Annotated in this window: 27 protein-coding genes and 3 tRNA genes; 13 read left to right on the top strand and 17 right to left on the bottom strand. The window is 32.6% G+C overall.

The features are described from left to right. Positions 1–3: 3 nt before the first annotated feature. From C8N27_RS05590 to C8N27_RS05645, 12 genes are all read right to left on the bottom strand, one after another. Positions 4–2,187 carry a transglycosylase domain-containing protein gene (locus C8N27_RS05590; protein WP_121146594.1) on the bottom strand — a complete coding sequence of 728 codons (2,184 nt, stop codon included), beginning with the start codon at positions 2,185–2,187 and terminating at the stop codon, positions 4–6. Positions 2,188–2,427: 240 nt separating this feature from the next. Beyond that, positions 2,428–2,736: a hypothetical protein gene (locus C8N27_RS05595; RefSeq protein WP_121146595.1), complete on the bottom strand. Its 309-nt coding sequence runs from the start codon at positions 2,734–2,736 to the stop codon at positions 2,428–2,430. 267 nt (positions 2,737–3,003) lie between these two features. Then, on the bottom strand, positions 3,004–3,972 hold the full coding sequence (arsM, locus tag C8N27_RS05600) for an arsenosugar biosynthesis arsenite methyltransferase ArsM (RefSeq protein WP_121146596.1): 969 nt from the start codon (positions 3,970–3,972) through the stop codon (positions 3,004–3,006). A gap of 79 nt (positions 3,973–4,051) precedes the next feature. Further along, positions 4,052–4,870 carry a purine-nucleoside phosphorylase gene (locus tag C8N27_RS05605; RefSeq protein WP_121146597.1) on the bottom strand — a complete coding sequence of 273 codons (819 nt, stop codon included), beginning with the start codon at positions 4,868–4,870 and terminating at the stop codon, positions 4,052–4,054. 128 nt (positions 4,871–4,998) lie between these two features. Continuing rightward, positions 4,999–5,601, bottom strand: coding sequence for a TIGR04282 family arsenosugar biosynthesis glycosyltransferase (locus tag C8N27_RS05610; RefSeq protein ID WP_099215107.1), 603 nt, complete (start codon positions 5,599–5,601; stop codon positions 4,999–5,001). After that, positions 5,594–6,085 carry a rhodanese-like domain-containing protein gene (locus C8N27_RS05615; RefSeq protein WP_121146598.1) on the bottom strand — a complete coding sequence of 164 codons (492 nt, stop codon included), beginning with the start codon at positions 6,083–6,085 and terminating at the stop codon, positions 5,594–5,596. The genes C8N27_RS05610 and C8N27_RS05615 overlap by 8 nt, the downstream gene beginning before the upstream one ends. A gap of 145 nt (positions 6,086–6,230) precedes the next feature. Further along, complete coding sequence (arsS, locus tag C8N27_RS05620; RefSeq protein WP_099215109.1) at positions 6,231–7,286, bottom strand: arsenosugar biosynthesis radical SAM (seleno)protein ArsS; 1,056 nt, start codon at positions 7,284–7,286, stop codon at positions 6,231–6,233. A gap of 119 nt (positions 7,287–7,405) precedes the next feature. Then, a complete protein-coding gene (locus tag C8N27_RS05625; RefSeq protein WP_099215110.1) occupies positions 7,406–7,741 on the bottom strand; it encodes an arsenosugar biosynthesis-associated peroxidase-like protein in 336 nt (111 codons plus the stop codon). A 141-nt stretch (positions 7,742–7,882) separates the two neighbouring features. Beyond that, positions 7,883–8,590 carry a DUF547 domain-containing protein gene (locus tag C8N27_RS05630; RefSeq protein WP_121146599.1) on the bottom strand — a complete coding sequence of 236 codons (708 nt, stop codon included), beginning with the start codon at positions 8,588–8,590 and terminating at the stop codon, positions 7,883–7,885. A gap of 108 nt (positions 8,591–8,698) precedes the next feature. Then, positions 8,699–8,784, bottom strand: a tRNA-Leu gene (locus C8N27_RS05635). A 63-nt stretch (positions 8,785–8,847) separates the two neighbouring features. Beyond that, positions 8,848–8,936: transfer RNA gene (locus tag C8N27_RS05640), tRNA-Leu, on the bottom strand. 23 nt (positions 8,937–8,959) lie between these two features. Next, a tRNA-Gly gene (locus tag C8N27_RS05645) sits at positions 8,960–9,031 on the bottom strand. Between the two features lie 137 nt (positions 9,032–9,168). On the opposite strand from C8N27_RS05645, the gene cyoE reads away from it, so the two are divergent. From cyoE to tsaB, 10 genes are all read left to right on the top strand, one after another. Next, positions 9,169–10,107 (top strand): heme o synthase, encoded by a 939-nt coding sequence (cyoE, locus tag C8N27_RS05650; protein ID WP_121146600.1) that lies wholly within the window; start codon positions 9,169–9,171, stop codon positions 10,105–10,107. Beyond that, entirely contained in the window at positions 10,107–10,691 is a 585-nt protein-coding gene (locus C8N27_RS05655; RefSeq protein WP_099215115.1) for a cytochrome c oxidase subunit 3, read from the top strand. Before cyoE ends, C8N27_RS05655 begins: the two co-directional genes overlap by 1 nt. Positions 10,692–10,747: 56 nt before the next feature. Continuing rightward, positions 10,748–11,731, top strand: a complete 984-nt coding sequence (locus C8N27_RS05660) for a cytochrome c oxidase subunit 3 (RefSeq protein WP_099215116.1) — start codon at positions 10,748–10,750, stop codon at positions 11,729–11,731. Positions 11,732–11,750: 19 nt separating this feature from the next. Beyond that, the gene (locus C8N27_RS05665) at positions 11,751–12,089 is read left to right on the top strand and encodes a cytochrome C oxidase subunit IV family protein (protein WP_099215117.1); all 339 of its coding nucleotides are present in this window, start codon (positions 11,751–11,753) and stop codon (positions 12,087–12,089) included. Between the two features lie 66 nt (positions 12,090–12,155). Next, complete coding sequence (locus tag C8N27_RS05670; RefSeq protein ID WP_121146601.1) at positions 12,156–12,803, top strand: hypothetical protein; 648 nt, start codon at positions 12,156–12,158, stop codon at positions 12,801–12,803. An 11-nt stretch (positions 12,804–12,814) separates the two neighbouring features. Then, on the top strand, positions 12,815–13,462 hold the full coding sequence (locus C8N27_RS05675; RefSeq protein WP_121146602.1) for an SCO family protein: 648 nt from the start codon (positions 12,815–12,817) through the stop codon (positions 13,460–13,462). Position 13,463: 1 nt separating this feature from the next. Beyond that, entirely contained in the window at positions 13,464–13,988 is a 525-nt protein-coding gene (locus tag C8N27_RS05680; protein ID WP_121146603.1) for a DUF420 domain-containing protein, read from the top strand. Between the two features lie 16 nt (positions 13,989–14,004). Continuing rightward, complete coding sequence (locus tag C8N27_RS05685) at positions 14,005–14,193, top strand: CAMCR motif-containing small membrane protein (protein WP_237270789.1); 189 nt, start codon at positions 14,005–14,007, stop codon at positions 14,191–14,193. 196 nt (positions 14,194–14,389) lie between these two features. Continuing rightward, positions 14,390–15,721: a TolC family protein gene (locus tag C8N27_RS05690; RefSeq protein ID WP_121146604.1), complete on the top strand. Its 1,332-nt coding sequence runs from the start codon at positions 14,390–14,392 to the stop codon at positions 15,719–15,721. 98 nt (positions 15,722–15,819) lie between these two features. Continuing rightward, entirely contained in the window at positions 15,820–16,494 is a 675-nt protein-coding gene (gene tsaB / locus C8N27_RS05695) for a tRNA (adenosine(37)-N6)-threonylcarbamoyltransferase complex dimerization subunit type 1 TsaB (protein ID WP_121146605.1), read from the top strand. On the opposite strand, the gene C8N27_RS05700 is transcribed toward tsaB, so the two are convergent. From C8N27_RS05700 to C8N27_RS05710, 3 genes are all read right to left on the bottom strand, one after another. Then, positions 16,491–17,297 (bottom strand): mechanosensitive ion channel family protein, encoded by an 807-nt coding sequence (locus tag C8N27_RS05700; RefSeq protein ID WP_099215124.1) that lies wholly within the window; start codon positions 17,295–17,297, stop codon positions 16,491–16,493. The genes tsaB and C8N27_RS05700 overlap by 4 nt on opposite strands. A gap of 56 nt (positions 17,298–17,353) precedes the next feature. Then, positions 17,354–17,707 (bottom strand): DUF1304 domain-containing protein, encoded by a 354-nt coding sequence (locus C8N27_RS05705; protein WP_121146606.1) that lies wholly within the window; start codon positions 17,705–17,707, stop codon positions 17,354–17,356. A gap of 76 nt (positions 17,708–17,783) precedes the next feature. After that, positions 17,784–17,984, bottom strand: coding sequence for a dodecin family protein (locus tag C8N27_RS05710; protein ID WP_047788376.1), 201 nt, complete (start codon positions 17,982–17,984; stop codon positions 17,784–17,786). Positions 17,985–18,158: 174 nt separating this feature from the next. On the opposite strand from C8N27_RS05710, the gene C8N27_RS05715 reads away from it, so the two are divergent. Continuing rightward, positions 18,159–18,506 (top strand): toxin-antitoxin system YwqK family antitoxin, encoded by a 348-nt coding sequence (locus C8N27_RS05715; RefSeq protein ID WP_121146607.1) that lies wholly within the window; start codon positions 18,159–18,161, stop codon positions 18,504–18,506. A gap of 55 nt (positions 18,507–18,561) precedes the next feature. Here C8N27_RS05715 and C8N27_RS05720 read toward each other — a convergent pair whose 3' ends face one another. Both C8N27_RS05720 and purN read right to left on the bottom strand, forming a co-directional pair. Next, on the bottom strand, positions 18,562–19,200 hold the full coding sequence (locus C8N27_RS05720) for a ribonuclease H1 domain-containing protein (protein ID WP_121146608.1): 639 nt from the start codon (positions 19,198–19,200) through the stop codon (positions 18,562–18,564). Further along, entirely contained in the window at positions 19,193–19,762 is a 570-nt protein-coding gene (gene purN, locus C8N27_RS05725) for a phosphoribosylglycinamide formyltransferase (RefSeq protein ID WP_121146609.1), read from the bottom strand. The genes C8N27_RS05720 and purN overlap by 8 nt, the downstream gene beginning before the upstream one ends. Before the next feature lie 180 nt (positions 19,763–19,942). Between purN and C8N27_RS05730 the strand changes: the two genes are divergently transcribed. Both C8N27_RS05730 and fabF read left to right on the top strand, forming a co-directional pair. Then, positions 19,943–20,179 carry an acyl carrier protein gene (locus tag C8N27_RS05730; RefSeq protein WP_028891431.1) on the top strand — a complete coding sequence of 79 codons (237 nt, stop codon included), beginning with the start codon at positions 19,943–19,945 and terminating at the stop codon, positions 20,177–20,179. 6 nt (positions 20,180–20,185) lie between these two features. Next, positions 20,186–21,436, top strand: coding sequence for a beta-ketoacyl-ACP synthase II (gene fabF, locus C8N27_RS05735; protein WP_121146610.1), 1,251 nt, complete (start codon positions 20,186–20,188; stop codon positions 21,434–21,436). Position 21,437: the final 1 nt, after the last annotated feature.

Consider the following 21,437-nt stretch of genomic DNA (forward strand, 5'->3'; position numbering starts at 1 on the left):
AACTTATTCCTTTTTCTTTCCAAAAAGTCTGTTGAAAAAACCTTTAATTCCTTTTTCTCTGTAGGGAGGACAGTCGATTGAGGAAGATATTTCTTCTGGTATATCAAAAGAGGCTAAGTATTTTTTCTTGAGTTCAGGGTTATTTTCTATCTCTTTTAAAATGTTGGCTACAATAGGTAATGCTAGCGAAGAACCTGAGCCATTTCCGCTAGTAAAATGTATGTCATTTTTAGAAGTTCCCACCCAGGTTCCGAGAACAATATTCGGTGTATATGCCATAAACCAAGCGTTGGTGTAGTTTTGAGCGGTACCTGTTTTACTGGCTAATGGACTTTTAATTTTATACCTGTTTCTTATGCTAGCTCCTGTTCCTTGTTCTACAGCTTGTTGTAAAATGGTAGTTAACGTTTGTGTACTTTCTTCTTTAAATACTCTTTCTGTCTTTTGCTTTTCACTTTCGTATATGATATTCCCTTCCTTATTGGTAATCTTGCTAATCATATACAAGTCGTTCATTTCGCCATTATTAGCAAAAGTACCGTAAGCTCTTGTGGCTTCAAACAAAGATAAATCTAACGTTCCTAAAGCAATAGAAGGAGCATCGTCGGTAATTTCAGGGAACAATAATTTTTCACAAGTGTCGATTAGCCACTCTTTTTCTAGTTTAAAATATAGATTAACACTAGGAATGTTCATCGATTTAATTAAGGCATACCACATGGCAACTTTTTTATCAGGAGTAGTGCTACGGTCGGCATTTTGTGGCTTCCAGTTATCGTATTCAGGATAGGTTTTTTCCTCGTTTTCAAAATAATCACACGGAGAAATTCCATTTTCCAACGCTGTAGCATATAAAAAGGGTTTAAAAGCTGAGGCTATTTGACGGTGCGATAACACCATATCAAAAGGAAGGGTGTTAAAGTTATTTCCGCCTACCCAACTGATTACTGCGCCATTCTTCGGATTCGTAACTAATACAGATGCATTCAGCATTTTATCATAATACCAAAGACTGTCAATTTTGTTACCGGTAATGGTTTTTGTACTGTCCCAATCAAAGAGTTGAATAGTTCTCTTTTGTTTATCTTTTTCTGTGAATTGTTGCTTTTGTAGCCATCTATTTTTTAACCTGTTTGAAGCTAATTCTTTGTCTAATTGTTGTTGTTTTATGATGAGCTGCTCTTTAGCAGACTTTTCCGCAATTTTTTGAATATCGTAATTCAGTGTTGTATGAATTTTTAATCCGTCTGTTTCTAAGTTATAGTTGCTGTTAGAAGCTTCGTTACTCTTTTTTATGAGTTCAGCAGCTTTTTTCTTTACCTGATAGGTGAAATAACCCGCTGTTGTGTTAATATCAAGGTTATGATAGTTGAGTGTAATAGGTAGTTTTTGTAAGCTATCGGTAACTTCATTGCTTAAATACGCTTCGTTATTCATTAATTGTAGCACCGTGTTACGACGTTTTTTTGCATTTTCTGGATTCAATCTAGGATTGTAATAGGTGTTGGCTTTTAGCATGCCCACTAATACAGCTGATTCTTCAATGTTTAATTCGTTAACTGATTTATTAAAAAATCGATTAGCAGCAGATTCTACTCCGAAATTATTTTCTCCAAAAGGAACCGAGTTTAAATACAATAACAATATTTCATCTTTGCTATATAGGTTTTCCATTCGACTAGCGATGATGAGTTCCTTAATTTTATTGATAGGCATGCTCAAAAAACCATGATATTGCCTTCCGTAGAGGTTTTTAATTAATTGTTGTGTAATAGTACTACCGCCACCACCCGAGGCATCTTGTAGTAAAATACTTCTAAAGAAAACGCGGGCATAACTTTGACCATCATATCCGTTGTGCGAATAAAATCGTTTATCTTCGGTAGCTATTAAAGCTTCTTTTAAATGATTTGGAATTTGTTCTAATTTGACATTAGTTCTGTTCTCAGCAAATATTTTTCCGATAATTACCTCGTCTGATGAATAGATTAAAGAAGTTTCTTCGTTTATGACAGATGTTAACTCTTTTTTGTTGGGTAATTTACCAAACACCTCAAAATACACTAAGGAAAATAAAAGCGCAACCGATAGAACCCCAAATAGTATTAGTCCTATTATATATTTTAATACAAGGGCTAGTTTTTTGTTTTCTCTAAGTTGAAGGAGTATTTCTTTGAGTGTTTTCATTGTATTAAAAACGAATGTTAGTTGGTAAAATTGTGAAGTTTAAAAAACGAGGTTTTATGATGTTATTACTGTAAGTTTTTAATTAAACCTAATTCATTTTTCCTTTTCAATACTAAATTCTTTAGGAACTTATCATCATCTCCAAACAAACTAATCCCTTTCATAATGTAAAAAGTTCTTTCAACTTTATTTTTTTTCTCTACAATTTTTAAATGTTTAGATCTGACCACAACTCCAAGCTTAGTTGTCTCTATATATGAGATGTTTTCGAATTTGATTTTCTTTTTTTTTTGACCAAAAAGGCTTTCTTAAAAATAAGATATTAGCTTCTTTATCTAAATACCCCAAATAACTATATGCATATACTCCTAAAAAAACTCCTAGAACAATAATTAAAATAAAGGGAAAAATAAAGTTATTTCCTTCAGTAACGTTTTTCCAATTAACTACATTAACAAGGTTATATATGGTGATAACCATAACAACTAAATAAAAATTTAACGATAATTTTGCTTTAATACTGTGTAATTCTATCAATTTTTTTTCCATAGGTGCTTTAGTTTATGCTAACGGTTGGGATATCTTTCGTTTTAATATTAATACCGTGCGATAGCGAAGTTAATTGTTTGAAGTTTCAGAATCAAACAAAAATTAATAATCAGTTTGCTGATAAAGAAAACTCCTCATAAATTATGAAGAGTTTTATATTTATAGCGTTATTGATAATGTATATTGAATGAAGTCATAAGAATAGAAATTGCTCAGTTGAATGAGATTTCTCGCTATCGCTCGAAATGACGGTTTTTATTCTTGCTTCTAACAACATCCACCACCATCATAATGATATGTAGATTCTGAGAAAAATATATCGTCTCTTCCTAGAGCTTTTAAAGCGGCTGCTGTTTTATCGCAAATCGCCAACGGTTGGTTTTTTAATAAGGTGTGTCCTGCGCCATCATCAAAATAATCTTCATCACCAAAGTAAATGGCAGCTTTTCCTGTAAACACACAAGGTCCGTCAGCAGGTATCGGATCTTTAATCGCTGCTACTTCAATCGACTCGATATAAATCAATTCATCGGTAGGATAATTTTTAGGGTCTAAAATTCTATACGGTTTACGAGCTCTGATTTCAATGGTTCCAAAACCAGCATCAGTCAGCATTTTAACATATTCAGCAATTGGTAAACTTCCACTTAAACATAAGGCACGCAAACGTTCATCGTTGCGTAAGGTTTCGTTCATAGGTTGCTCACAGGTAGGATCGCTCATAACCAAACGTCCGTGAGGTTTTAATACGCGGTACATTTCAGCAATGGCTTTCTTTAATTCTTCTGCTTTAAAAATGTTGAATAAACAGTTTTGAGCAGCCACATCAATCGAATTATCTTCTACAGGCAAGTGTAACGCATCTCCTTTTCGTAAATCGACAAACTCACTTTTAAACCAAGGGTTTTGAGCTTCGGCTTCAACGAAATTCTTTTTTGAAGCTTCTAACATTTCATCTACCACATCAATTCCAATTACACCACTTTTTTGACGTGAGAAATACGCAAATTGTAATAATTCCATACCGCCACCAACACCTACATATAATATTTTAGGGTTGTTGGTTAAATCGCGAGCGTGCACGGTAGAACCACATCCGTAGTTCATTTCTTGCATAATTTTAGGAATTTTTAATCCAGGTAATTCCCAAATAGGGTTTGTTGTACAGCATAAACCAACATCTGGAGTTAAGGCTGCTTCTTTATATACATCTTTGGTGGTTTCTAAGTAACTCATATTTTCAGTATTCAGTATTCAGTATTCAGTATTCAGTTAACAGTATGCTATTTTAGTGCATACTGAGGACTGTTTACTGCTAAACTATTTTTATCAATTCTTTAAAAAGCGTAATCATTTTTGGTTCTGCTTTTCCAGCAACTTCAATGATTTCGGTAATATCTACAGGTTGTAAGTTTTTTGGGTCACACTCATCGGTTAATACCGAAACGGCTGCACACGGAATGTTGAGTTGTTTTGCTACAATTACTTCAGGTACGGTACTCATTCCTACCGCATCTACTTCTAAAATTTGTAACATTCTATACTCAGCTCTAGTTTCCAATTGCGGACCTACAACACTTGCATATACTCCTTCTTTCAGGTCTATGTCGTTAGTTTTAGCAATAGCTTTCATTTGAGTGTTCAATTTTTTTGAATACGGTTCTAACATGTCAGCAAAAATATTCCCAAACTCTTTTGCTTCTTTAAAGGCTAGGGGAGAACCTCCTTGTAAATTCAAGTGATCTTCCAATAGCATTAGATCTCCTTTTTTATAAGAAAGGTTGATAGCGCCTGCAGCATTAGAAACTAACAAAGTTCTAATACCTAATGCGTGCATGGTTCTAATACCATAGGTTACTTCCCATAAATTATATCCTTCATACATATGAAAACGCCCAGACATAACCACCACTTTTTTACCCGATAGGGTTCCGTAAATTAACTTTCCAGAGTGAAATTCTACAGTTGCTTGTGGAAAGTGCGGAATATCAGCATATGGTACTTCATGTTCAATGGTTATTTCATCTACTAATTTTCCTAAACCTGTTCCTAAAACAATTCCTATTTCTGGGTTGGTAATTCCTTTATGTTGAAGAAATTCTTGTGTTTCTTGTAGTTGTTGTTTTTTTTGCATTTTAATATCGTGTTTGTCATTGCGAGCCTTTCGACTGTCGCTCAAGATAGACTAAAGCGAAGCAATCTTTAAGTTATGACTTCGAGATAGACAGATTACTTCGGTCGTATACTCCCTCGTAATGACGGTTAGTTTAAAAATTGATTGAATGTTGGGTTGTTTTTGATGTCGTCAAAAACATCTACATCATTTAAGGTTCCCAACAAATGTACTGATTCGTTTTGTAAATCGTTCAACGTATCTTTTCTAACAGTTGGGGTTCCCCAGTCTTTATGTTGAAAAATGTTTGCATGAAGTTTTTTCATGCCCAATAGGTAATAACCACCATCTTCTGCAGGACCCATAACAACATCGTTTGAGTTTAGTTTTTTAAAAGCTTTATTGATGTGTTCGGAAGTTAAATCGGGCAAATCGCTACCAATAATCACTACTTTTTCATATCCAGTAGAAAATGCTTGTTGAAAGGCATTGTGCATTCGTATACCTAAATCGTTTCCATCTTGCAGGTGCTTTTGATATACTGAAGCATCCCAAATATCATTTTCACGAACTTTTACTGAGTAGTACACAGCTTTGTCGCAAGATAAATTTTGGGTGACTTGTTTAGTGTGTTCTAATAAGAATTTATAAATATCTAACGCAGCTTTGTCTCCAATTGTTTTAGCTAAACGTGTTTTTACCTTACCTAATTCAGGGTTTCTGGTAAAGATTAATAATAAGTTTTTACTCATAAACCTTTTCTCCTTTATGTAACCATTTGCTCCATTCTTTATTGAAGGCATGGATTTTTTCTGTAGGATTGTTTTGTAGATTAACGGTTATGTTTCCTTGGTTTTTCCATTCAAAAATGCCACCATATAGGTTAAAAATGTTGGTAAAACCTTCTTTCTGTAACTTTTCGGCAATGTCTTCTGAACGAATTCCTAAAGAGCAATACACCACAATTTTGGTGTTTTTGTTCTTAGGAAGTTTTACTAAGGTATTTTCTAGGTTGAAAAAATCATAGCCAACACACATCGCGTTTTTAAGATGACTAACTTCAAATTCTTTGGGTTCTCTAGCATCTAATAAAACAACTTCCTTTTCTTTTTGTAGTTCACTAATAGATATATAGGGAACACTTTCAGTATTATATTTTTTCAATAATTGATGTAGGTTCTTTTGAGAAAAAGAATTTACGGATATTAAAAAGATGAGAAAGATGAGGTTCTTCATGTTTAAAGATATTCAATGGTGTTTGATGAAATCTATAGAGAATTAAAGTGATTACATCTCGATACAATTTTTCTTCTAAAATATTAGAAAAATCACTCGATGTGACACTATTTTACATTACTACATTTTTTATTAATTCATTAAACTATGCTACTGTACCTTGACAACTACTTCCTGCACCAGCGGTACAACCATAACAGTGTTGATTGATAATAATATTCCTGTTTTGTAACAATGCTTCGTTATATTCAGAAATGTGCTGTGATTTGCTTGCTACTTTCAGATTTAACATTTGATTGAAATCGCAATCATATAAATATCCGTCCCAACTTACCGATAGTGTATTGGTACACATGACATTTTCTACAGCCATTGGATTATAGGCTTCTACTAATGAATACATATAGTCTTCATAATTTTCAGAAGCAATTAAGTAATCTAAAAATCGACTGATAGGTAAATTAGTAATGGCAAATAAACTGTTGAATGAGATTCCGAAATCTTCATCTAAGGCTTTTTTAAAATCGTTTTCTAAGGCAACCTGATCTCCTGGTAAGAAAGCTCCTGACGGATTGTAGACTAAATCTAGTTGTAAACCAGTTCCTTCAATTCCATAACCCACAGCATTTAGCATTTTTAAAGCTTCTATTGATTTATCAAAAACACCATCACCACGTTGTTTGTCAGTTTTTCCACGAGTCCAATGTGGCATAGAAGAAACCACATGTACGTTATGTTTTTTGAAGAATTCAGGTAAGTCGTGATATTTTTTATTCGCTCTGATGATTGTTAAGTTAGAGCGTACGATAAAATCTTTAATTCCTGCTTTAGATGCTTCTTCTACAAACCAACGAAAACTTGGATTCATTTCTGGTGCACCACCCGTTAAATCTAACGTGTGTGCTCCTGTTGTTCGAATCACTTCTAAACATTGCTCCATAGTTTCTTTGGTCATGATTTCTTTTCGATCAGGACCTGCATCTACATGACAATGTGCACAAACTTGATTACACATGTATCCTAAATTAATTTGAAGAATTTCTAATTTTTTAGGACGTAATGGAAACTGATTGGTTTCTTTTATTTTTTTGGCAAACGTAGGTAGTTCGCCATCAGCAAAAACTCCGTTTGATAAGATTTCAAGCTGGCGTTGCGTGTTTGCTAAATCGTTGTTTCTAGATTTTAAAGATTTTTTCATCATCCTTCCTATAAAGCTGAATTTATTTCAGCTGCTCATTTCTATTGTTTTAATAATGAGATCCCATCAAAAGTTGGGATAAGCGATTTACACAATTTTGAAAATCAAAATTGGTTCTCTGCTTACATTTCTAATTTATTGACTTTGTTCATCATTTGAACTCCGTGTACTAAGGTTGCTCCGCTTTTAATGGCAGCTCCTACATGAATGGCTTCCATCATTTCGTCTTTGGTAATTCCGCGTTGTAATCCGTCTTTAGTATAAGCATCAATACAATAAGGACATTGTTCAGTATGTGCAACAGCCAAAGCAATTAAGCTTTTTTCACGTGCGGTTAAAGCACCTTCTTCAAAAACTTTTCCGTAATAATCAAAGAATTTGTTTCCTAATTCTTCGCTCCATTCTGTTATTTTACCAAACTTACGTAAGTCGGCAGGGTCGTAATATGTTTTAGACATGTTTTTTATTTTTAGTAAACTACCTCAGAGCAAGGACACGAGGCATTTATTAATACTGACTTTAATTTCGAGGCAAGCTTCTAGGATGTTTTACCCTTTGGCGGTGCCAATAAAAAGTAAAAATACCAAATTGTAGAGATACTACCTTCCATTTAAAGACCAGTTATATTCTAAATAGCCAATCTTAGCTTTTTTATTGATTTTTACATTTGAATATTTATTCAGGAAGTCTATTAAATCACCTTTTTTAGTAAAGTCTCCATTGAACCATTCGAATATTTTAGAGAGCTGCACCTTGTTTTCGGAAATTTTATTCCTAGAAGGGTCATTCACAAAATTTTGCATTAATACTCCTGTTTTTGTCTCGTAATTATCTTCTGTAAAAGCATAGTTTGCTAATTTAGGGCAAGACTTTGAAGCACAGTTTACAGCGACATGAATTTTAGGGTCGTTATATTTTTTGCGAAGTATTTCGTGTTCTATTTGATTTAGGGTATATGTTGTACCGCCAACTTTAGCAAAAGGGATATTCCAAGCATCTTTTCCTTTCTTTTTTATGTTCATGATGCTTTTTAATGGGTAGTTGTCTAAAATCAATTGAATAGTATAAGCATTATAAGTGTTAGCCCAAAAGGCTTTGACTTTAGCAGTTGACCAAGATTTTTGAGGTTTTGTTACAGCTAAATAATTTAAATAGGTTTGAAGTTGTGCTTCGTCTGCTTTAAAACCTTTATAATTTACATTTCCATTGGAGTCTACATGTTTTTTTAAAAGTGTGTCAAAAGCACTAGTTTGTGCAGTAGTGTGTAAGAAAAAAGTAAGACTAAAAAGTAAAAATATCTTTCGCATGATGTCGATTTTGAAGTTTAGACGTGTGTATGAAAGATACATTACAAAGAATATTTCTAAAAGTTTAGATACAAAAAAAGCCTTAACAAATAAATGTTAAGGCTTTTGTACTGAAGGCGGGACTTGAACCCGCACGGGCATTACGGCCCATTGGATTTTAAGTCCAACGTGTCTACCAATTCCACCACTTCAGCGTATGTGCTTTATTAATGACTACTTTTTTAAAATGAAACCTCACTCATACAAGTGAGGTTTCTTGGTACTGAAGGCGGGACTTGAACCCGCACGAGCATTACGGCTCATTGGATTTTAAGTCCAACGTGTCTACCAATTCCACCACTTCAGCATACTCTTTTATAAAAAGGCTTGAGCGAAAGACGGGATTTGAACCCGCGACCCTCACCTTGGCAAGGTGATGCTCTACCCCTGAGCTACTTTCGCGTAGTCATTTTTTATTTTAATGAACGTGCATTACTGCGAATGCGGGTGCAAATATAACACCATTTTTTTAATTACAAAGCAGTTTTTAATTTTTTTCAATTTTAATTCCAATAAAAATTTATGGTGGTTCAATAAGAATGGAATATCTTTGCAGAAATTTTTTAAAATTAGAAGTGGATTCTGTTTCATCTGTACATACTAAAACTTCCATAAAATCAATAGTTAAAGACTTTAAACAGTTAACGAAAGTTGGGTTGTCAATTAGTGTGGTCTTTACTTCTGTTACAGGATATTTATTAGGAGCAGAATCGATTAATTATACTACAATAGTTTTATTAGCTTTAGGAGGTTACTTAATGGTTGGAGCATCAAATGCTTTTAATCAAGTAATAGAAAAGGATATTGACGCTGTAATGCAACGCACAAAAAACCGTCCGTTACCTTCAGGAAGAATGTCTACAACTACAGCATTAATCATTGCTACTATTTTTACTATTGCTGGTATAGCTATACTATATGCGATTAACCCGAAATGTGCTTTGTTTGGAGCGATTTCTATTTTTTTATATACGAGTGCTTACACACCCTTAAAAGCTGTAACACCTTTAGCTGTTTTTGTAGGAGCAATTCCTGGTGCTATTCCTTTTATGTTAGGTTGGGTAGCTGCAACAGGTAAATTTGGTATTGAAGCAGGATTCTTATTTATGATTCAGTTTTTTTGGCAATTTCCACACTTTTGGGCTATAGGTTGGTTGCAGTTTGAAGAGTATAATAAGGCAGGATTGCACATGCTTCCTATGGATAAAAAAGACAAAGGAGCTGTTGTTCAGATTATCTTTTATACATGTATTATGATTTTAATGTCAATAGCACCTGTGTTAAAAGTAACTGGGAACTTTTATATATATCCATTAACTGCAGTTGTTATTTTATTATTAGGGTTGTTAATGTTGTATTATGCAATTCAATTATATAAAACAGAAAAAAACACTGATGCAAGAAAGCTAATGCTGGCAAGTGTTTTTTATATTACAATAGTACCCATAATATATGTGGTAGATAAATTTTTACACTAATGAGTGAACAAACGTTACAAGAAGAATTAAAAGTAGCAAAACGTAAATCGGCAAAACCAATGTTATGGATTTCCATGATTAGCATGGTGATGTTTTTTGCAGGGTTAACAAGTGCTTATGTAGTTAGTATGAATCGTGAAGATTGGGTAACGTTTGATTTACCCCAAGCGTTTTATATTAGTACGGTATTAATAGTGTTGAGTAGTATAACATTGTTCTTTTCTCAAAAATTATTAAAAAAGGATAATATACAAGCTTCGTTTACTTTATTACTAATAACTTTAGTCTTAGGTTTAGGTTTTGTATGGTATCAATATGTAGGCTTTAATGAGTTAAAAGCTGTAGGACTTTATTTTACAGGACCTGAAAGTACGGTGTCTACATCGTTTATTATAGGAATTACATTTATGCATATTTTACACCTATTAGCAGGTGTAATAGTGCTTTTAGTCGTTATTTATAATCATTTTAAAAAGAAGTATTCTTCAGCCGATATGCTTGGGTTTGAACTCGGTGCAATCTTTTGGCATTTCGTTGATGTACTGTGGATTTATCTATTTTTCTTTTTCTATTTTATTAGATGATGAAAAATGCGTAATTTTGGCGCACTGATTTAACAAAAATTAACAATAAGAGATTTATGGGAGCAAATATTGCTGTAAATTCTGACAACAAAGAGACCTGGAGCGGAGGTGGTGTAAAACCATTTGGCGCTAGTTATGGTAAAATGATGATGTGGTTTTTCATCGTATCTGATGCATTAACTTTTTCGGGCTTTTTAGCAGCGTATGGTTTAACACGTTTTAAGTTTATCGATTCTTGGCCTATTGCTGATGAAGTATTTACACACTTTCCAGGATTGCATGGTGTACATGCACCGATGTACTACGTAGCATTAATGACATTTATATTAATTGTATCATCGGTAACTATGGTGTTAGCGGTAGATGCAGGTCATAAAATGCAACAAAAAAAGGTAGCTTGGTATATGTTTGCTACTATAGTTTTCGGTTTGATTTTCGTTGGATCTCAAGCTTGGGAATGGAAAAACTTTATCAATGGTTCCTATGGAGCTGTTAAAACTACAGATAACCATATTTTACAATTTGTAAAAGATGGTCATCAAATTGCTTTAGCAGATTTTGTTCATAATGATAGAAAAGATGAAAGAGTTCAACATCAAAGAGAAAATGGATTGTGGTTTGAAAAAGAAGCAACAATTTCTCAATATTCAGTAGCTCAAGTACAGGAAGCTTTTAAAGCTGATCCATCTTTATTAATCAGAATTGAAAAAGTTAATCCTGAAACCAAACAAAAAATAATCTTATCTAGAGAAGAGAGTTTAGCTCATTTAGGAAAGGCTAAAATGGTTGTTGAAGGGGCAAACTTACACGTAAACGAATATGGTAATCCAATTTTTGCAGATTTCTTTTTCTTTATTACAGGGTTCCACGGATTCCACGTCTTCTCAGGAATTGTAATCAATATTATCATTTTCTTTAATGTTGTGTTAGGTACGTATGAGCGTAGAGGGCACTATGAAATGGTAGAAAAAGTAGGTTTATATTGGCACTTTGTAGATTTAGTTTGGGTATTTGTATTTACCTTCTTCTACTTAGTATAATCAAAAAACAATAGTAAAAATGGGTCACGCACACGAATCAAATACAAAAAGAATTTGGATTGTTTTAGCAATCTTAACAATAGTAACAACAGTAGAGGTAGCTTTAGGTATTGTAAAACCAGCAGGTTTACACTTACATGGATGGGGTACTAGTTGGTTAAACTGGATATTCATTATCTTAACAATTGTAAAAGCATACTACATTGCATGGGCTTTTATGCACTTAGAAGGAGAAAAACCTTGGTTTAGACGTGCTATCGTTTGGACAGCTGTTTTCCTAATATGTTACTTAGTAACCTTAGTATTAATAGAAGGTGGTTACTTATACGATACATTAGCACCATTAGTAAAATGGTAATCATATAAAATAAAAATTAAAGGTGGTGTTATAACCACCTTTTTTTATACTTAAATTTATAATAAAATGGATAAAACAAAAAGAAATATAGTATTATTTGCACTGTTTATTGTGCCATTATTGTTTTATATATTTTTATCATTAGGAATTAATAACTTTGCAAAGTTACCTGTACTTACAGAAAATGTAATTGATGTTTCTTCAATAAGTAAAAAACATCAGTTTGATAAAAGAATATCAATTGTAACCTTTTTAGGAAGTAGTATAGAAGAGGCAAAGGGAGAGTTATTTAACCTTAATGAAAAGATTTACAAACCATTTTATGGATTTAAAGATTTCCAGTTAATTGTTATTGCTTCAAATGAATCTAAGGAAGATGTAGAAAAACTTCAGAAAGAAATAGGAGCTTTTACAAACATGATAAAATGGAACTTTATCTATGCAAGTGAAGCAGAAATTGAAGTATTGTACGATAGTTTTAAAACAAATCAGTCATTAGATAAAAACTTACATTCTTCAAAGGCTTTTATAATTGATAAAAGTGGGAGTTTAAGAGGAAGAACAGATGATGAGGATAGTGCAGGAGGTAAATTGTTTGGTTATAATATGAAGTCTGTAGCTGAATTAAACAATAAAATGAAAGATGATGTTAAGGTAGTATTGGCTGAATATCGATTGGCATTAAAAAAGAATAACGCAGATAGAGAAATTTAAGGAAGACTGACATGAAAAAACAAAATTATTCATACATAGGTATTTCACTAATAGTATTGCTTTTTGGTATTTATGCAATTCCTAAAATTGTAGCACACTTCCAAACAGCTAATTTGCATAAATTCAATAAAGTGCCAGATTTTGAATTTATCAATCAAGACGGTGAAACAATCACTAATAAGGACTACGAAGGTAAAGTATATGTAGTTGAGTTCTTTTTTGCCACTTGTCCTACTATCTGTCCTTTAATGAATGCACAAATGGTAGAAATTCAAAATGAATTTATGGGGAATCCTAATTTTGGGATAGCATCATTTTCAATTACACCTGAAATTGACACACCACATCAATTGAAAGAATATGCAAAGAGTAACGGAATAAATCATAAAAATTGGCATTTATTAACAGGGAAGCCAGAGGATGTTGTATATGATTTATCAAATGAAGGTTTCAAGCTGTATGCTGGTAAAGGAGAAGCTAGCCATGGTGGTTTTGAGCATTCTGGATTATTTGCTTTGGTAGATAAAGATGGATATATACGTTCTCGATATGATGAACACGGAAACCCAATTATGTATTATCGTGCTTTAGATGAGCATAATTTTGGAAACCAAATTAGTGAGTTAAAAGAAGATATTAAGTTATTACTTAAAGAGTAACATGAGTACAGCAGAAGAAAAAAAATATAAAAAGTTTATTACTATAGTTTCTATTGTAATTCCTATTGCAGTAGCTGCTTTATTTGGGATTAAAATACCTAATGTAGAGCCATTGTCTTTTTTACCTCCCATCTACGCTAGTATAAATGGGTTAACAGCAGTATTGTTAGTTGCTTCAGTAGTAGCGATTAAAAATGGAAAGAGAAAATTGCATGAACAACTAAATACGACGGCTATAATTTGCTCAGCATTATTCTTAGTAATGTATGTAGCGTACCATATGACTTCAGATTCTACTAAATTTGGAGGAGAAGGAATAGTTAAATATGTGTACTTTTTTATTTTAATAACTCATATATTATTATCAATCATTATTATCCCATTTGTGTTAATAACCTTTATGAGAGCCCGTTTGGGTAACTTTTCTGAGCATAGGAAAATTGCTAAAATTACATTTCCGTTATGGTTATATGTAGCGGTTACAGGAGTAGTTGTTTATTTAATGATATCACCTTATTATGTTTAAAAAGATTATACTTTTAATGTTTGTTGCATTTTCGATTGATGCTTCTGCACAATGCGCAATGTGTAAGGCAGTGATTGAAGGTGGTAATGAAACTATTGCTGAAGGAGTAAATAATGGAATTACTTATTTAATGGTGTTTCCATATATATTAGTAGGACTTTTATTTTACTTTATTTACCGTCATAAAAAGAAAGCTCAAAATTAGTATTCTTAAGTTAAGAATATTTTTTGTAACATTTCTCAGTTTTAATCGTCATATAGTCGCAGTAGAAAATAACTTACCGTTTTTATACGTTAGGTTATAAAATTGTTTGCTAGTTTTTCTAATTAATAGAAAAGCAATATATTTCTACTTTTAGAAATATAAACTAACTGAGTTTAAATAAAAAAATATTGATCTTTTGAAAACTAAAATTGCATTATTTGCAGCTATTTTCACTTCTGTAGCTGTTTTTTCACAAAAACAATGGACACTTAAAGAGTGCGTAGATTACGCCCTAAAAAATAACATAACAGTTAAACAAAATCGATTAAGCGTTCAATTAGCTGAAAAGGATGTTGAAATATCTAAAGGGAATTTTTTGCCTGATTTAAACGCCTCTTCAAGTGCTGGTTTTAGTTCTGGTTTATCACCAGATCAAACAGGAGTTTTAAAGAATACACAAAACTTTAATTCTTCATTTGGTCTGTCGAGTAGAGGAACTATTTTTAATGGGTTTAGAAACCTTAACCAGAAAAAACAGGCGCAATTAAGTGTTAAAGGGAGCGAGTTGGACTTAGCTAAAATAGAAAATGATATTTCTTTAAATGTTGTAAATGAATATCTAAATGTATTATTTGCCAAAGAAAATTTAGAGGTTGCAACAGTTCAAGCAGAAATTAGTAAAAAGCAAATAGAAAGAGCTAGAGCTCAGTTTGAAGGAGGAGTAATACCAAAAGGAGATCTGTTAAATGTGGAGTCTACTGCTGCGAACGATGTTCAAAGTGTTGTTTTACAGGAGAATACATTAAGTATAGCTTTGCTAAGATTGAGTCAATTATTGCAAATACCTTCTGAGGATTTTGATGTAGCTGATATAGAAGTTGGCTCTCCTTCTGCAGCATTATTGTATAATAATTCCAATATGGTATATGAGAAAGCATTAACTGCGTGGCCAGATATAGAAAGAGCAAAATTAGATGTAAGTAATGCTGACCTAAGTATTAAGTTAGAAAAAGGAGCTTACTTGCCTAACTTGTCTTACTCAATAGGCGCAAGTAGTTCTTATTTTCACCAATTTAATAACCTATTTCCAGGTCAAAGCAATCAGTATTTTTTCAAACAAACAAAAGATAGAATTAGGTATAACATAGGTTTATCACTTAATATTCCAATTTTTAATCGCTTTCAAACAAAAAATAGAGTCGCTAAATCTATTATAAACAAAGAGGTTTCTGAACTTGCTTTAGAAAATCAAAAATTACAGTTACAACAAGAAATAGAAAGCGCTTTTTTAGATGCAAAAGCCGCAGCTAAAACTTATGAAGTAGCACAAGTATCATTAGAGGCCCAAAAGGAAGCCTTTAAAAATGCTCAAGTTAGCTATGACTATGGATCAATGACTCAATTTGATTTCGATCAAGTGCGTAATAGACTAGTGAATGCAGAAGGAGCAATGATTAGAGCTAAATACGATTATGTGTTTAAAACGAAAGTATTGAAGTTTTACTACGGAGAGTCAATCGTTGACTAACTAAGAAAGATATGTTTATTGTTGGAAGAGCCTTGTTAGAATTTTACTAATGAGGTTTTTCTTTATAATGTATCTTTGCCAAAAAATAAATTTCAGATTTGGCAACAATCTTACATATAGAAACTGCAACTAAAAACTGTTCGGTAAGCGTAGCAGATAAAGGTGAACTTTTAGCAGTACAAGAGTTAAATGATGGGAATTATTCACATGCTGAAAAACTACACCCATTTATTCAGCAAGTTATGCAAGAAGCAAAACTTTCTTTTAATGATATTGATGCTGTTGCAGTAAGTAAAGGGCCTGGTTCTTATACAGGATTGCGTATAGGAGTTTCAGCAGCAAAAGGTTTGTGCTTTGCATTTGATAAACCTTTAATATCTATAGAAACGTTACAATCTTTGGCTTATAAACTTTCCATAGAGCAAGGAGTAATTATTCCTATGTTAGATGCTCGCCGTATGGAAGTATATGCAGCGGTATATAATTCTAAACACGAACAAGTAAGAGATATTAAAGCTGAAGTTATAGATGAAAATTCTTTTCAAGAGTATTTGTCTAAAGGAAAAGTATATTTTTTAGGAGATGGAGCAGAAAAGTGTAAAGAAGTTATTACGCACGAAAATGCAGTTTTTATTGACGGAGAGTTTCCTTCAGCAAAAGAAATGGTAAAGTTAAGTTTTGATAAATATAAAAAAAACGACATCGAAGATGTCGCTTATTTTGAACCTTTTTATTTAAAAGATTTTGTGGTTACACCCGAAAAAAAACGTTAACCCTCTTTATGAATTTCTACAGAGTGAGGGTAAGGAATTTCAATTCCAGCTTTATCTAGAGCAATTTTAGTGTTTTCAGTTATATCAAAGTATACAGCCCAATAATCTTCTGTTTTAGACCAAGGTCTCACAGCAAAATTCACAGAGCTATCTGCCAATTCAGATACATTTACTGTTGGTGCTGGGTCTTTTAATACCTTAGGGTGTGAAGTAATAACATTCATTAATATTTCTTTAGTTTGCTTAATGTCAGCATCGTAAGAAACACCAAAAGTTAAGTCCACTCTACGAGTCCCTTCTGAAGAATAATTAACAATATTTCCATTAGATAAAGAACCATTAGGAATAATTATTTCTTTATTAGATAATCCTGTAAGCTTGGTAGTAAAGATTTCAATCTCCTTTACAACACCAATTTCTCCTTGAGCTTCAATTAAATCTCCAACTTTAAAAGGTTTAAAAAGCATAATTAAAACACCACCAGCAAAATTACCTAATGAGCCCTGTAAGGCTAAACCAACAGCTAAACCAGCAGAAGCTAAGATGGCAGCAAAAGAAGTAGTTTCAACACCTAGCTTAGCTATTACCGTAATAATTAAAATGATCTTTAAAGACCAGTTTAAAAGATTTACTAAGAATTTTTGTAATGTAATATCTACATCTCTTTTAGACATTACTTTTTTAGCTGCTCTAAGAATTAAGTTAATAATATAAGAACCTACAATGTAAATAATAATAGCAACAATAGCTTTTGGAGCATATGTAACTATCAGTTCTTGAAATTTTTCTAAATACTTTTCCATTTCTTATGGTAAATTTTAGTTGTTAATAAATGATTTTAGTTAGTAGTGGTTAGGTTTTATAGCATTAAACTGATTAATCCTAATAAAGCAGGTATAGACTGAATGACAAAAATACGAGGTTTTTTTGTAGAAAAAGAACCATAAAGTCCAGCAATAAAAACACAAGCCATAAAAAATATACCAACATCAATTTTTTGTGATATAATAGACCAAATTAAACCAGCCGCAAGAAAACCGTTATATAAACCTTGGTTGGCAGCCATAACCTTAGTTTCTTCAGCAAAAGATTTAGATTTTAAACCAAAAGTTTTTATTCCTTTAGGTTTAGTCCATAATAACATTTCTATTATAAGAATATATAAATGAATAAAAGCGACAAAGCCTAAAAGGATGTATTGTGTAGTGTTCATAATAATTTAAAGATAAAATATGCGGCTTAGATAATTATCAAAACCGCACATAGTAAGTAGTTAGTTTATATTAAGGTTAGTTTACTTCAAAGGTTACTTTAAGGTTTACTCTAAATTCAGTTACCTCATCATCATTGACAACGACACTTTGTGATTGTACAAAGGCAGATTTAATACCCTTTACTGATTTTGAAGCTTGCTTAATAGCTTTTCTTGTGGCATCTTCCCAACTTTTCTCAGAATTAGCTAAAATTTCAATAACTTTCATTACTGCCATAATAATTTTTTTTAAAGATTAATACATGTAAATATAAGGTTTTTAAACTTTTTTATATAGATAAATAGATTTTAAAAAACCTTCAATGTTAATTTAATGTTACGTAAACGTTTTAAATATGTAAATTTTTTGTATATTTGTGTTAACAGGTATTAACTTTAAAAGATTTAGATTATGAAAAAATTAATAATAGCAGCTTGCGTGTTATCAGTATCGTTTTTACAAGCTCAAGACGTAGAACCAAAATATGAAGTTGAAGGTAATTTGGTAAAAGCCACTTATTTTTATGAAGATGGTACTATTAAAGAGCAAGGTTTTTTCAAAGATAAAAAGTTAACCGGTACTTGGACTTCTTTTGATAAGAAAGGAAACAAAGTGGCTATTGGTCATTATGAAGCAGGAAAAAAAGTAGGTAAATGGTTTATGTGGAAAGAAGATGGATTGAAAGAAATCGATTTTAAAGATAATGCCATAGCAAGCGTACAAACTTGGAAGGAAGAGACCAAAATGGCAGTGAAATAAGTTAATATTTTGCAGAATAAGAGAATTAAACCGAGTATTTAAAATACTCGGTTTTTTATTTTCTGCCAAAATCAGCAGGGATTTCTCCCCAAGCTTTAGTTTCCCACTTTAATAATGGGTTTTTAAATGAGTTTTGTTGTAACCAGGTTTCAGCACGTTTAATTAAGTCTAAGATCTCTTTATTAGAGCTGTCAAATGTAATGTTGGTTCTACATTGCTTCTTTTTAACCCAACTCATAGCTATCTTTGAATCCGAATAAATAGGGAGAGAATTCATATTCTTACTTTTTAACAAAGCAATTCCATGTACAAGGGCTAAGAACTCACCAATATTATTAGTGCCATTCTTAAATGGTCCCATTTTAAATATTTCTTTTTTATTATGAGTTAAAACACCTCTGTATTCCATTAAACCAGGGTTTCCAGCACATGCAGCATCAACAGAAATACTTTCTAGAATAGGAGAGCCGTATTTGGCTTTTTCTTCTGCGGAAAGGCTTATTTTTTTAGTGTCTTTTCCCTTATAGTCGTTATAGCTTTTTTTTAAAGCTAATTCAGCTTCATTTTTATCAGCAAATGCTTTGTATTGTGCACCTGTAAAACCATCAATTTGCTTTTTACATGCCGCCCAAGACGAAAAAACACCTGTTTTTTTTCCTTTCCAGACTACATAATATTTTTTCTTTTTACTCATTCTGTAATATTACCTCTTCAATAATCTTAGGAAAATGTTCATACTCTAATTCATGAACTTTTTGAGCTATAGTTTCTGGAGTGTCTTCTGAAGAAATAGGCGTTTTAGCTTGGAAAATAATTGCTCCTTCATCATAATTTTCATTTACATAATGAATGGTAATACCAGTTTCAGTTTCATTGTTTTCTTTTACAGCATTGTGTACATTCATGCCATACATTCCTTTTCCTCCATATTTTGGTAATAGAGCAGGGTGTATGTTTATTATTTTATTTGGAAAAGCGTCAACAATTTTAGAAGGAATACGCCATAAAAAGCCCGCTAATACAATAATATCAGCTTCAGCGAGTAAAAAATTTAACACAGTATCATTTTTAGAAAAACTCTCTCTGTCAAATAATGAAGCATCAATATTTAATTTTTCACAACGATCAAAAACTTTGGCATGCTGGTTGTTAGAAAGCACATGAGTAACAATCGCAGTTTTAGTAGAATTGAAGTATTTTATGATGTTTTCGGCGTTAGAACCAGAACCAGAAGCAAAAATTACGATGCGTTTCATGTTAAAATTTAGTTGTTTTGTTACTACAAAAAAAAGAATAATTATTAACAATGGTGGTGTTTGTAGCAAAATATTCAGGTATTTTTTTTATTTTAGACATCACATTTTTGAGCAAAAGTTAGAATTAATAGCTAAGATTTGTATTTTTGCCTCGATTTTAAATTTTAAAACAAACAAATTATGTCAGACATTGCATCAAGAGTAAAAGCAATTATCGTAGACAAATTAGGAGTAGACGATAACGAAGTAACTAACGAAGCAAGCTTCACAAACGATTTAGGAGCAGATTCTTTAGATACAGTTGAGTTAATCATGGAATTCGAAAAAGAATTTGATATTCAAATTCCAGATGATCAAGCAGAGAACATTGGTACTGTAGGTCAAGCGATTAGCTATATTGAAGACGCAAAAAAATAAGATTATATGCAATTAAAACGAGTTGTAGTAACTGGACTTGGCGCATTAACGCCAATAGGAAACAATAAAGAAGAGTATTGGAATAGCTTGGTTAACGGAGTTAGCGGAGCAGCACCTATAACGTATTTTGATGCTGCCAAGTTCAAAACTCGTTTCGCATGTGAGCTTAAAGATTTCAACGCGACCGATTTTATCAATAGAAAAGAGGCGCGTAAAATGGATAGATTTACGCAGTACGCAATGGTTGCTTCTGATGAAGCAATTGCTGATGCGAAGTTAAACCTTGATGACGTTGATAAATTAAGAGTTGGCGTTATTTGGGGAGCAGGTATTGGAGGGCTAGAAACATTTCAAAATGAGATGTTAAACTATGCTGAAGGAGATGGGTCTCCTCGTTTCAATCCGTTCTTTATCCCAAAAATGATTGCAGATATTGCTCCTGGAAATATTTCTATTAAAAATGGATTTATGGGACCGAATTATACTACGGTATCTGCTTGTGCATCATCAGCTAATGCAATGATTGATGCTTTAAATTATATTCGACTAGGTCATTGTGATGTAGTTGTAACTGGTGGTAGTGAAGCTGCTGTTACAATTGCTGGTATGGGTGGTTTTAATGCTATGCATGCCTTATCTACTAGAAATGAAAGTCCGGAAACAGCTTCAAGACCTTTTGATGCTGAACGTGATGGATTCGTTTTAGGAGAAGGAGCAGGTGCAATAGTCTTAGAAGAATATGAACATGCTAAAGCTCGTGGAGCTAAAATTTATGCAGAAGTTATTGGTGGAGGATTATCTTCAGATGCTTACCACATGACAGCACCGCATCCTGATGGAATTGGTGTAATTGCAGTAATGAAAAACTGTCTTGAAAACGCTGGAATAAAACCAGAAGACGTAGACCATATCAACACTCACGGTACTTCAACCCCCCTAGGAGATGTTGCAGAATTAAAAGCAATCTCTGAGGTTTTTGGAGATCATGCTAAAAACATTAATATCAACTCAACAAAGTCTATGACAGGACATTTGTTAGGTGCTGCTGGTGCTATTGAAGCAATTGCTTCTTTATTAGCAATGGAGCACGGTGTTGTTCCCCCAACAATTAATCACACTAACGTTGATGAAAACATCAACCCAGAGTTAAATTTAACATTAAATAAAGCTCAAAAAAGAGAGATTAAAGTTGCCATGAGCAATACATTTGGTTTTGGTGGTCATAATGCTTGTGTAGCCTTTAGAAAACTAGATTAAT

Source organism: Tenacibaculum discolor, from assembly GCF_003664185.1.
Lineage (GTDB): Bacteria > Bacteroidota > Bacteroidia > Flavobacteriales > Flavobacteriaceae > Polaribacter > Polaribacter discolor.

What these genes read in the sequence shown, in the direction of transcription:
- C8N27_RS05590 (WP_121146594.1), bottom strand. Translation starts at nt 2,187, where the DNA reads ATGAAAACACTCAAAGAAATACTCCTTCAACTTAGAGAAAACAAAAAA.
- C8N27_RS05595 (WP_121146595.1), bottom strand. Translation starts at nt 2,736, where the DNA reads ATGGAAAAAAAATTGATAGAATTACACAGTATTAAAGCAAAATTATCG.
- arsM (WP_121146596.1), bottom strand. Translation starts at nt 3,972, where the DNA reads ATGAGTTACTTAGAAACCACCAAAGATGTATATAAAGAAGCAGCCTTA.
- C8N27_RS05605 (WP_121146597.1), bottom strand. Translation starts at nt 4,870, where the DNA reads ATGCAAAAAAAACAACAACTACAAGAAACACAAGAATTTCTTCAACAT.
- C8N27_RS05610 (WP_099215107.1), bottom strand. Translation starts at nt 5,601, where the DNA reads ATGAGTAAAAACTTATTATTAATCTTTACCAGAAACCCTGAATTAGGT.
- C8N27_RS05615 (WP_121146598.1), bottom strand. Translation starts at nt 6,085, where the DNA reads ATGAAGAACCTCATCTTTCTCATCTTTTTAATATCCGTAAATTCTTTT.
- arsS (WP_099215109.1), bottom strand. Translation starts at nt 7,286, where the DNA reads ATGATGAAAAAATCTTTAAAATCTAGAAACAACGATTTAGCAAACACG.
- C8N27_RS05625 (WP_099215110.1), bottom strand. Translation starts at nt 7,741, where the DNA reads ATGTCTAAAACATATTACGACCCTGCCGACTTACGTAAGTTTGGTAAA.
- C8N27_RS05630 (WP_121146599.1), bottom strand. Translation starts at nt 8,590, where the DNA reads ATGCGAAAGATATTTTTACTTTTTAGTCTTACTTTTTTCTTACACACT.
- cyoE (WP_121146600.1), top strand. Translation starts at nt 9,169, where the DNA reads ATGGAATATCTTTGCAGAAATTTTTTAAAATTAGAAGTGGATTCTGTT.
- C8N27_RS05655 (WP_099215115.1), top strand. Translation starts at nt 10,107, where the DNA reads ATGAGTGAACAAACGTTACAAGAAGAATTAAAAGTAGCAAAACGTAAA.
- C8N27_RS05660 (WP_099215116.1), top strand. Translation starts at nt 10,748, where the DNA reads ATGGGAGCAAATATTGCTGTAAATTCTGACAACAAAGAGACCTGGAGC.
- C8N27_RS05665 (WP_099215117.1), top strand. Translation starts at nt 11,751, where the DNA reads ATGGGTCACGCACACGAATCAAATACAAAAAGAATTTGGATTGTTTTA.
- C8N27_RS05670 (WP_121146601.1), top strand. Translation starts at nt 12,156, where the DNA reads ATGGATAAAACAAAAAGAAATATAGTATTATTTGCACTGTTTATTGTG.
- C8N27_RS05675 (WP_121146602.1), top strand. Translation starts at nt 12,815, where the DNA reads ATGAAAAAACAAAATTATTCATACATAGGTATTTCACTAATAGTATTG.
- C8N27_RS05680 (WP_121146603.1), top strand. Translation starts at nt 13,464, where the DNA reads ATGAGTACAGCAGAAGAAAAAAAATATAAAAAGTTTATTACTATAGTT.
- C8N27_RS05685 (WP_237270789.1), top strand. Translation starts at nt 14,005, where the DNA reads ATGTTTGTTGCATTTTCGATTGATGCTTCTGCACAATGCGCAATGTGT.
- C8N27_RS05700 (WP_099215124.1), bottom strand. Translation starts at nt 17,297, where the DNA reads ATGGAAAAGTATTTAGAAAAATTTCAAGAACTGATAGTTACATATGCT.
- C8N27_RS05705 (WP_121146606.1), bottom strand. Translation starts at nt 17,707, where the DNA reads ATGAACACTACACAATACATCCTTTTAGGCTTTGTCGCTTTTATTCAT.
- C8N27_RS05710 (WP_047788376.1), bottom strand. Translation starts at nt 17,984, where the DNA reads ATGGCAGTAATGAAAGTTATTGAAATTTTAGCTAATTCTGAGAAAAGT.
- C8N27_RS05715 (WP_121146607.1), top strand. Translation starts at nt 18,159, where the DNA reads ATGAAAAAATTAATAATAGCAGCTTGCGTGTTATCAGTATCGTTTTTA.
- C8N27_RS05720 (WP_121146608.1), bottom strand. Translation starts at nt 19,200, where the DNA reads ATGAGTAAAAAGAAAAAATATTATGTAGTCTGGAAAGGAAAAAAAACA.
- purN (WP_121146609.1), bottom strand. Translation starts at nt 19,762, where the DNA reads ATGAAACGCATCGTAATTTTTGCTTCTGGTTCTGGTTCTAACGCCGAA.
- C8N27_RS05730 (WP_028891431.1), top strand. Translation starts at nt 19,943, where the DNA reads ATGTCAGACATTGCATCAAGAGTAAAAGCAATTATCGTAGACAAATTA.
- fabF (WP_121146610.1), top strand. Translation starts at nt 20,186, where the DNA reads ATGCAATTAAAACGAGTTGTAGTAACTGGACTTGGCGCATTAACGCCA.